Source organism: Vibrio sp. V42_P2S4T144, assembly GCF_009904715.1.
Lineage (GTDB): Bacteria > Pseudomonadota > Gammaproteobacteria > Enterobacterales > Vibrionaceae > Vibrio > Vibrio alginolyticus.
On record NZ_WXWS01000650.1, the window covers coordinates 1 to 9603 of the forward strand.

The 9603-nt window shown below is 44.8% G+C and carries 8 protein-coding genes; 3 read left to right on the forward strand and 5 right to left on the reverse strand.

Annotated features, from left to right (window positions below; translation table 11 throughout):
* Positions 1–201: 201 nt before the first annotated feature.
* The 3 genes from CAG68_RS21100 (at position 202) to xni (ending at position 4276) form a co-directional block, all read left to right on the forward strand.
* Positions 202–1767, forward strand: a complete 1566-nt coding sequence (locus tag CAG68_RS21100) for a diguanylate cyclase (RefSeq protein WP_161441619.1) — start codon at positions 202–204, stop codon at positions 1765–1767.
* 291 nt (positions 1768–2058) lie between these two features.
* Positions 2059–3435: a nucleotide 5'-monophosphate nucleosidase PpnN gene (ppnN, locus tag CAG68_RS21105; protein WP_005383611.1), complete on the forward strand. Its 1377-nt coding sequence runs from the start codon at positions 2059–2061 to the stop codon at positions 3433–3435.
* Positions 3436–3493: 58 nt separating this feature from the next.
* The gene (gene xni / locus CAG68_RS21110; protein WP_053306525.1) at positions 3494–4276 is read left to right on the forward strand and encodes a flap endonuclease Xni; all 783 of its coding nucleotides are present in this window, start codon (positions 3494–3496) and stop codon (positions 4274–4276) included.
* A gap of 108 nt (positions 4277–4384) precedes the next feature.
* On the opposite strand, the gene rlmM is transcribed toward xni, so the two are convergent.
* The 5 genes from rlmM to thiI form a co-directional block, all read right to left on the reverse strand.
* Positions 4385–5476 (reverse strand): 23S rRNA (cytidine(2498)-2'-O)-methyltransferase RlmM, encoded by a 1092-nt coding sequence (gene rlmM, locus CAG68_RS21115; protein ID WP_017820611.1) that lies wholly within the window; start codon positions 5474–5476, stop codon positions 4385–4387.
* On the reverse strand, positions 5473–5871 hold the full coding sequence (locus tag CAG68_RS21120; protein WP_053306526.1) for a DUF423 domain-containing protein: 399 nt from the start codon (positions 5869–5871) through the stop codon (positions 5473–5475). The genes rlmM and CAG68_RS21120 overlap by 4 nt, the downstream gene beginning before the upstream one ends.
* Positions 5861–6484, reverse strand: a complete 624-nt coding sequence (locus CAG68_RS21125; RefSeq protein ID WP_053306527.1) for an alpha/beta fold hydrolase — start codon at positions 6482–6484, stop codon at positions 5861–5863. The genes CAG68_RS21120 and CAG68_RS21125 overlap by 11 nt, the downstream gene beginning before the upstream one ends.
* Positions 6465–7385, reverse strand: a complete 921-nt coding sequence (locus CAG68_RS21130) for a transcriptional regulator GcvA (RefSeq protein ID WP_005383616.1) — start codon at positions 7383–7385, stop codon at positions 6465–6467. Before CAG68_RS21130 ends, CAG68_RS21125 begins: the two co-directional genes overlap by 20 nt.
* Before the next feature lie 510 nt (positions 7386–7895).
* Positions 7896–9344 carry a tRNA uracil 4-sulfurtransferase ThiI gene (gene thiI / locus CAG68_RS21135; RefSeq protein ID WP_161441620.1) on the reverse strand — a complete coding sequence of 483 codons (1449 nt, stop codon included), beginning with the start codon at positions 9342–9344 and terminating at the stop codon, positions 7896–7898.
* Between the last annotated feature and the right edge of the window lie 259 nt (positions 9345–9603).

Here is a 9603-nt window from a genome sequence, read left to right on the forward strand (position 1 = left end):
CATAAGAACTGCCTGTCAACATGCCATTAGCCAAGGCCTGATCAAGATCCATTCGTCCTACAAGAATGAGGACGACATCAAGAAAATATTAAAAAATGGATAATTAAACGCCTGTTGAACGTAATAACTAATGACGCTATAAAGTTTTTTGTTATTATCAGATAATTGTCAGTAGTACATGGACTTAACCGTAGTCACTTCATGGGAATCTTGGAATCCGATATTCAGTCGCAGCTGCATCAGCTGAGTTGTCAACTTGACCAACTCAGACTGACTCATCGTGATACTTCACTCAAATTCAAACGTGAACAACAAGTTCTTAAACGCGTTGTGGCATCATTGTCTTCAGCTTGCCAGGGTTCGAATACTCAGGTATCCAACTACCTATTTGAAATCCAACAAGAGCTGCAACATCAAAAAGATATCAGCACTCTTATCCCGCGTTTAGCGGTATTAGAGAGGATGCTCAAACAGCAGTCGAAGACGATGGATAAACAGAACGGTTACCTTGACGAACAAATCAAGCACAGTGCTGAAACACTGCAACGTGTCACGGGCTTACCTGCGCAGTTAAAACGTGAACTACGGAACCTGATGAGTTTCTCTGAAGTTCACGCCAGCAATAAAGCTGATCAAGCCACTAAGCTACTGAGTATTTACGAACGCGCTCTGAAAATCATCACGTCTAATTCACGTCTACATCTTAGCGAATTTGAAAACAATCCCGACAGATCTCAGCTTGAGTGCTTAGCCAGCGACCTCCAACATACTATTACAGAGCTGGATTTCGAGGGAGAATCAGGCGATAGATTGCTGGATATTCGCGCTAAGTTGCTCCTTGGCGTGAGTGCCGAGTCTCTCATTGAGCTTACGCTATCAACGCTGAAATTGGTTGTCGAAGCAACAAAGTTCGAGCGCGAGGCGTCTAGCCAATTCCTTGATCAGCTGAACACTTCTCTCGCAAGTAACCTAAAAACCGTTCATCAGAACGTCGACCAGCATCATACCTACTTTGAACACCGCCAAGAGCTCAACACAGAAATGAACAGCTTGGTTGAATTAAGCCAAAAGTCACTTAATCAAGCTCAAGATATCGCGGTTGTGAAAAAAGAAATCACGCCTCTTCTCGAAAAAATGGCGTCGCTTACAGAGCGACTGAAAATGACGGAAGAGCGAGAGCAAGCGCTGCAAGAACGGTTGATTTACAGTAAGAACCAACTCGAAGCGGTATTTGAAACTACGCAAGATTATCGTCGACGCTTAGATGACCAAGCTCAGCGCATGTTGCTCGACCCGCTGACTAAAGTTTATAACCGCACTGCATTTAACGATCGACTAGAGCTAGAGTATCGCCGTTGGATTCGCTCTCAGCAAAACCTTCGTGTTGTGCTGTTTGATGTAGACAACTTCAAAGCGGTGAATGATAGCTATGGTTATACGGCTGGCGATAAAGCGCTGAAGATCATCGCTCGTACTATTAATAAGCGCGTATCAGATACGGAAACAGTGGCTCGCTTTGGTGGCGAGGAGTTTATTCTACTCGTCCCGGAACAATCTGAAGAATACACACTGGATCTGATTAAGCATATCCAGCGTGATATTAGCCAATTACCCTTTAAGTTCCGTGAGCAAAATATCATGATTACCTTAGCTGCTGTATCGACGTCTTTCAAAGAGTCCGATACGCCAGAGTATGTGCTCGATCGTCTTGGCAAGATGCTTGCGGACGCTAAAAAACGTGGAACAAACCAGCTTAACTGGAGCTAAGATTCGTACAAAAAGCGAGCAAACAAACCAAATTTGGTGCAATCTACGCTTTATAACCACCCATTTTCAACGAGTTATCACATTTCTTCCCTTTTAGTCTGCTAAGCTGTAAAAACCCAAGTCACTTCAAGATGATGTATTTATAAAAGGCAAATGTATCATCTTGAGGTTGCTTGGGAGTTGATAACCATAAAACCAAATCGGCCAACTACCTTTCATCAAACCATACGTATAACACCCAAAAGGTAAGTTGGTACTTTCCCTCAAATTAATGCAACACAAGGAGGCGTTATGATTACCCATATAAGCCCCGCTGGTAGCATGGACTTGCTATCTCAACTAGAAGTAGAGCGCTTAAAGAACACAGCCTCGAGTGAACTTTATCAGCTGTACCGTAATTGCACATTAGCGGTGTTGAACTCCGGTAGCCATACCGATAACTCGAAAGAACTGCTCGATAAATACCAATCGTTTGATGTCAACGTCGTGCGTCGTGAGCGTGGTATTAAGCTTGAGCTGACTAATCCGCCAGAGCACGCTTTTGTTGACGGCGAAATAATTAAAGGTATCCAAGAGCATCTGTTCTCCGTATTGCGTGATATCGTTTACGTAAACATGCATTTGGCAGACGCCCAACGGCTCAACCTTACTAACCCAATTCACATTACGAACCTCGTGTTCGGCATTCTTCGTAATGCCAGAGCATTAACTCCAGGTATCGCACCTAATCTTGTCGTATGTTGGGGTGGTCACTCTATCAATGGAGTGGAGTATCAGTACACACGTGAAGTGGGTAACGAACTGGGCCTGCGTGAACTTAACATCTGCACAGGTTGCGGCCCTGGTGCAATGGAAGGGCCGATGAAAGGTGCAGCAATTGGGCACGCAAAGCAACGTTATACTCAGCAACGTTATCTTGGTTTAACCGAACCCTCGATTATTGCGGCCGAGCCACCAAACCCAATAGTAAATGAGCTGGTCATCATGCCCGACATCGAAAAGCGCTTGGAAGCTTTCGTCCGTATGGCTCATGGTATCGTTATTTTCCCAGGTGGCCCGGGCACAGCGGAAGAGCTACTGTACATTCTTGGCATCATGATGCACCCGGATAACGCCGATCAGCCAATGCCTATCGTATTAACAGGACCAAAAGAGAGTGAAGAGTACTTCCGCTCTATTGATGAGTTCATTCGCGACACACTTGGTGAGGAAGGGCAAAAGCACTACGAGATCATCATTGACGACCCGGCAGAAGTCGCTCGTATTATGAAACGCTCCATGGACTCGGTACGCCTTCACCGAAAAGAGAAAGGCGATGCGTACAGCTTTAACTGGTCATTGAAAATTGAGCCAAACTTCCAACTGCCATTCGAGCCTACTCATGAGTCGATGGAACAATTGGATTTAAGCCTAGATCAAGAACCGCAAGTTTTAGCGGCCAACTTGCGTCAAGCCTTCTCTGGCATAGTTGCAGGTAACGTAAAGGCTGAAGGTATTCGAGAAATAGAACGTAGAGGGCCTTTCACCATTCATGGCGACGCAGTCCTCATGAAAAAACTCGATAAGTTGCTAAAAGACTTTGTCGAACAGCACCGAATGAAATTACCTGGCGGTTCAGACTACGAACCGTGTTATCGAATCGCTCACCCGGAAATTGGTGGTCGATAGTCAGGCTAGCATTCGTTACACTAGGGGCATTACGCCCCTTTTTTATTGCTAAGTCATTATGTCTATTCATCTTGTTATCATTGATGCCCTAAACCTGATCCGCCGAGTGCACTCAGCACAACCAGATCCAACCGACATAGCAAGAACCATAACCACAACGCAAAGAACCCTCACTCGCATTCTGTCAGAGGCCAACCCGACACACATCATCGCGGTTTTTGATCACCACGAACAAGACAGAGGTTGGCGCGCTGAAATTCTCCCTGACTATAAGCAAAACCGAAAACCAATGCCTCAGCCACTACTGCAAGGGTTAGATGCGATTCAACAAGCGTGGTGGGAGCAAGGTATTGATTCATTGCTGTCTGAAGGCGATGAAGCAGATGATTTGGTTGCTACACTCGCAACGAAAGTGGCCAGCCATGGTGAAAAAGTCACCATCGTTTCCACAGACAAAGGTTACTGCCAGCTACTTTCCCCTACCCTACAAATCCGTGATTATTTCCAACACCGTTGGTTAGATGAACCATTTCTCGAAAAAGAGTTCGGCGTAAAACCAAGTCAACTAGCGGATTACTGGGGATTAACAGGGATAAGCTCTAGCCAGGTTCCGGGCGTACCTGGAATTGGCCCGAAAGCAGCGAAAGAGATTCTCACTCAGTTTGAGAGTATTGAAGCAGCCTACGCTAGTGAAGATCTCGTACCGAAATACCGTAAAAAATTGGATGAGCACATTGAATCTGCTCGTTTATGTAAACGCGTCGCCGCTTTAAAGTGCGATATCGAACTAGGCTTTAACTTGCAAGATATTCGCTTTTTAGGGCCAAACAAAGCGGAGTAGTGCCCGATGGTAGTTTCACACCATGAAACCCTCAGATATTAAAAAAGCGCCATTTGAAGGCGCTTTTTCTATCCTAATCACTATCCCCAAAAGACTCAGGGAATAAAGTTAGTAAGGTGAAATATTCGACAGACATTGGATATGAATCGTGATCTCTTCACGATCATGATACAAATGTTTAGCTTGTAGCTTGAACTTTACCTTATTATCAATGAGGAACTGCTTGAGATTTTCAAGGTCTTGCAGCACTTCGTCATAACGCCCTTTCATTGGCAGCTTAAGGTTAAAGATGGCCTCTTTTGCCCAACCTTTTAACAGCCACTGTCCCATCAGGTGAGCAACACGAGCTGGCTTTTCCACCATGTCACAAACAATCCATGTTACGTTCTTGCGGTCTGGTTCGAACTTAAAACCATCCACCATATGGTGCTTGATCTGGCCAGTTTCCATCAAACTGTCTGCCATCATGCCGTTATCAACGCAGTGAACGAACATTGAGCGCTTCACTAATTGGTACGTCCAACCGCCTGGACATGCACCTAAATCCACACCCCACATACCTGGTGCCAAACGCTCATCCCACTCTTCACGTGGAATAAAGACATGAAATGCTTCTTCCAGTTTAAGTGTTGAACGACTTGGAGCGTCTGCTGGGAATTTAAGGCGAGGGATACCCATGAAGAACTGTGAGTTGTTGTCAGTGTAAGAGTAACCAACGTAACAGTGGCCAGGCTCAACAAAGCAAATGTGCAGTACTGGTTTTTTCGCGTTATCTTTGTTCAGCATTAAGCCTTTGCCGCGCAACGCTTGACGCATTGGGACGGTAAACTTACGGCAGAATTTCAGTAACTCTTTCGCTTCATTTGTATCTGGCGTTTCAATTCTCAAATCACCACAACGAGGGAATGCTTCGATGTCTGCTAGTTCATTCAAAATTGGACTAATTCGGTCATCACTTGGCAACGATTGAAACTCAGCTGCTACCGCAAACATTTGTCGAGCAAAAATTAAAGACTTAAAGTCTAAACCTCTCGCAAGTTTGTCGGCATCTCCATCTTGGTAACACTCGAAGACAACATAACCTGAGTTTCTCTTCACACGAGGGAAGCCATACACTTCCAACTGTGTCGCTTTGTCCTGAATTTCACCAGCACACTCTTTCTCAAAGCCAGAACGGCAATAGAGCATTAGTTGTTTCACTTGGAGACCTCTTTGATATTGAACGCAGCAAAAAAGAACAGACACCAACCAATCATGAACAGTAATCCTCCCACAGGAGTAATTGGTCCAAACCACTTAATGCCCGTCAGCGCCAGCGCGTAAAGACTGCCGCTAAAACAAAAGATGCCGATAATAAAGCAAATCGCCGCAATGAAAAAATATTTTTGTGCTTTTTGTCCCAAATTGAGCAGAAGCAGAATGGCACAAAACACAATCGCCAACGTGTGAATAAATTGATACAGAACTCCGGTCTCAAATACACCGAGCAAATAAGGGGCCAGTGTCGCTTTTAACCCATGAGCAGCAAATGCTCCAAGAGCGACCGAAAGCAGCCCAGACAATCCAGAGAGTGAGAGTAACCACTTACTTTTCACTGTACACCTCTTTTATAAACGCCGCTAACTGCTCTATCGCGAGTGTAATGTTACCCACTTCAGTATGACCTGAGATCTTGCGCGGTTTGAAGCTGTGGTCACCATCAGGTAAAAAGCTCACAGTTACTTGCGACGAAAGGACGAAATCATCGAATTCCTCACGCTTACCAAAGGTGTCTCGCTCCCCTTGCAGAATCAGCGTAGGTTTCTCAATGGTTGCTAAGTGCTCGCCTTTGTATTTCTCTGGCTTTCCCGGCGGGTGAAATGGAAAACCTAAACAGGCAATGCCCGCCACCAGCTCATTTTCAGCCAACAAGCTCGACATACGACCGCCCATTGACTTACCACCAATAACCACGGGAGAAAAAGCAAAGTGAGCGATCACTTCGCTGTATGCTTCAAGCAACTTTGGCGCGCGATCGGGCGGACGCTTTTTGCCATCTTCCGAACGTTTCACCATGTAAGGGAAATTAAAACGCACTACACGAATACCTTGCTCCACTAATCCTTTGGCGACCGCTGTCATGAAGTCATGCTCCATCCCCGCACCTGCGCCGTGAGCAAAAATAAACAGCGGTCCGTTTTCAGGCCCCTCAGCTATCCAGTGATTCATCCAATACTTCCTCTTGTTCTTTTCTCGCGGTTGCCAACATCCAGTCTCTAAACGTTGCGATTCGGCCCATATCTGCCTGCTGTTCATGACACACCACATAGAATGCATTCTTGGATATCAACACTTCGTCGAATGGTGCAATGAGTCGTCCGGCTTCCATTTCAGGTTTGGCGAGTACGTTGTTACCGAGCGCGACCCCCTGACCGTGCGCAGCAGCCTGTAGCACCATCGTTGAGTGACTAAAAATAGGACCGTGGTTTACGTTGATGCCTTCAATGTTGTAATGACGAGCAAACTGCTTCCAGTCTTTACGCGAAGTATCGTGTAACAAAGTATGTAATTTGAGGTCACTTAAAGATTCTAATGGTTTGTTACCCAAAAGTAATGAAGGTGAACAAAGTGGGATCAAAAACTCTTGGTACAATTTATCTGCTCGCAAACCTGGCCAGTTCCCTCGGCCATAGTAGATCGCCACATCAACATCATCAGTCAGTGAGCCTTCATCCATATCTACGGCTTTAATACGTACATCGATATCGGGCTCTTGAGCATTAAAATCGGCCAAACGAGGTACAAGCCATTGGATAGCAAAACTCGGCGGTAGGCTAATCGTCAATGCCCCTTTTTCGCTACGTTCCAACACCTTATCTGTCGCTTCCGCAATCGAGGTGAAAATATCTTTGATATCGAGAAAGTAACTTTGGCCTTCTTCTGTTAACAACAAAGAACGATTACGTCGACGGAAGAGCTTCAATGATAAGAACTCTTCAAGCGCTTTAATCTGGTGACTGACCGCGGCTTGAGTAACAAATAACTCTTCTGCTGCTCGTGTAAAACTGAGATGACGAGCAGCCGCTTCGAAGACTCGAAGCGAATTTAATGGAGGCAATCTGCGAGACATATGGGACCTCTAATAGGATTAGTTTTTTTAATCTGAAACATTATAAAATGTCCGTTGTCGAACAGCCAGATAAATTCTATATTTCACCCCGCAACACGGGCCTGAACGGCTTGATTTCTTTGGAAATCAATTGGCTTCGTTGTTGCGATGTTGTGTTTGCAAACTCGTATTTCGAGTTAGGTAGATTTCTACCATAATGTTTTGTCCACACTCCCTGTGACAAAACATATACTTCCTGTATTTATTTTTGACCTGTCTGTCAAATTTGTTACACCGCCTAAATTAGGCGGTGTTTTTTTATCTATCAAAAATCTCATCCGCATATCTGGCAGCAATATCACTTTATTACTCTTCTTTCGGATTAATTATCGTTATATCAACACAAAGTGTATGGCTTTGCGATAAGCCTCAACATTATGCTAAGTAATGGTTGTCTGTAACGCGATCAAAAACAAAAAAGGCGCAAATTGATGTCTCAATTTGCGCCTTTTAACGTATTTTATCAGTCAGCTATGGACGGTAAACTTTTACGTTGCTGAAGCCTTGCTCTTGCAAGTAAAGCGCTTGCAGACGGCTCATCACACCGCGGTCACAGTAAAGTAGGTATGTCTTAGACTGGTCTAAGTCACCAAACTGTGTACCCAGCTTGTAGAAAGGGATATGTTTCACATCCACACCTTCGATTTCAAGTGGGTTATCGTCTTCCTCTTCAGGACTACGAATATCTAGCACAACCGCGTGCTCTTCTACCGCTTGAACTTGCTCTACTTCTGGTGCGGCTTGCTCAGACTCTTTCGCGATATCACGAATGTCCATCATGCGAGCTTCTTGAACCACTTGCTCAAGGATACTGAAGTCGAATTTCTCTTCTTCAGCTTCTAGCTTGCCTTTCACCGCTTTCACGGTTGGCTTCTTAGAGATAACACCACAGTATTCTGGCATTGTCTTCGCGAAATCTTCTGTGCCGATTTCACGTGCTAGATTGATGATGTCTTCTTTATCCCAGTTGATAAGCGGACGCAGAATCAGCGTGTCTGTTACGTTATCGATGTGGCGTAGATTGGTTAGCGTTTGGCTCGATACTTGACCTAGCGCTTCACCTGTTACCAATGCTTCGATCTTCATCTTCTGAGCGATCATGCCTGCTGCACGCATGAACATACGCTTCAAGATCACGCCCATTTGGCCGTCATCGACTTTCTCTAGGATTTCCGCAACCACAGGCTCGAAATCAACTGAGATAAAACGTACTTTTGCTGAAGAACCGTATTTGTTCCATAGGTAGTGAGAAACCTGCTTAACGCCGATTTCGTGTGCTGGACCACCCAAGTTAAAGAAGCAGTAATGTACTTTTGAACCACGCTTGATATGAAGATAGCTTGAAACACCAGAATCGAAACCACCCGAGATCAGGCTTAACACGTCTTCTTGCGTACCCAGAGGGAAACCACCTAGGCCTTTATGACGAGACAATACTTGGTTTAGCTTGTCGTTCGAGACTTCTACCTTGATCGTCACGTCTGGGTTTCGTAGCTTAACACTAGCGCTTTCAATCGCTTGATTTAAACCACCGCCTACATAACGCTCTAGTTCAATAGAGGTAAAGTCATGCTTGCCACGACGCTTCGCACGTACAACAAAGGTTTTATTTTCGAGTGCAGCACGGTTGAGTTCTAGCACTTGCTCGAAGATATCGTGCAAGTCTTTAAATTCAGTTTGCTTCACTTCCAGTACGTGGTGAATGCCTGGTGTATGAGTCAAAACCTCATGAACTTCAGCGTGGAATTCGTTACTCTCAGAGGTCACTTCAATGTGATCACGACGGTTAAATACCGCGACAGACTCCGTGCGGCTCTTAATGATGTTACGAATGTTGCACTCTAAAATCTTTGTGAAGCGCTTACGCACAGATTCACTTTTTACAAAAATTTCTGGATGGGGCTTTACAATAAATTTCATAGTCTAATTCGCAGGTTAGTTTCGCAATCAACAAAGAGTGACACTCAACTTCAATACTTCATACGCAGTAAAACCGCGTTTCAGTCACAAAAAGTAGTCTGAGCTCACTTTTAAGGCGCAAGATTATACACCCAAGCGGATTGGAAAAACAAAAAAAGCGAGCAATCTGCTCGCTTTCTTATCTCTTTACTGACTTAAAACTAAAGCCTAGTTATTGAATTACCGGCACTTCTTCACTGTAGAGAGGCTCGCCTTGCAT

Excerpts from the sequence above, each read along its gene's own strand:
- CAG68_RS21100 (WP_161441619.1), top strand. The coding sequence starts at position 202 with ATGGGAATCTTGGAATCCGATATTCAGTCGCAGCTGCATCAGCTGAGT.
- ppnN (WP_005383611.1), top strand. The coding sequence starts at position 2,059 with ATGATTACCCATATAAGCCCCGCTGGTAGCATGGACTTGCTATCTCAA.
- xni (WP_053306525.1), top strand. The coding sequence starts at position 3,494 with ATGTCTATTCATCTTGTTATCATTGATGCCCTAAACCTGATCCGCCGA.
- CAG68_RS21125 (WP_053306527.1), bottom strand. The coding sequence starts at position 6,484 with ATGAATCACTGGATAGCTGAGGGGCCTGAAAACGGACCGCTGTTTATT.
- CAG68_RS21130 (WP_005383616.1), bottom strand. The coding sequence starts at position 7,385 with ATGTCTCGCAGATTGCCTCCATTAAATTCGCTTCGAGTCTTCGAAGCG.
- thiI (WP_161441620.1), bottom strand. The coding sequence starts at position 9,344 with ATGAAATTTATTGTAAAGCCCCATCCAGAAATTTTTGTAAAAAGTGAA.